1 pseudogene is annotated in these 365 nt (G+C 67.7%); it reads right to left on the reverse strand.

The features are described from left to right. Nucleotides 1-42 precede the first annotated feature (42 nt). A pseudogene (locus ACE04I_RS24560) lies at nucleotides 43-365 on the reverse strand (penicillin-binding protein); the annotation flags it as partial.

Here is a 365-nt window from a genome sequence, read left to right on the forward strand (position 1 = left end):
CCCCCCCCCCCCCCCCCCCCGCGACTGTTCACGACAAGCGACTTAGAACAATCCCGGCATGCCGGAGGTGACCGCCTGCTGAGCCTGCGGCGAGGTCTGCAGAATCTGCTCCGGCGGCAGGTTGTCGGTCATGCCGATGACCGCGAAGACGTCGGCCGGGCCGGTGCCGGGCTTGAAGGCTTCCATGATGGTGTCCGGAGCACCTTCCGCCGCAGCCATGCCGGTCTTGCGATTGACGGGAATGAACTGCATGCCTTCCGGAACGTGGAATTTCTCCGGCGGCGAGCGCTTCACGGCCTCCTCGATGAAATCGGCGAAGATCGGGGCGGCCAGCGAGCTGCCGGTGCCGCCACGGCCGAGCGGAG

It is taken from the genome of Rhizobium moroccans, from assembly GCF_057559155.1.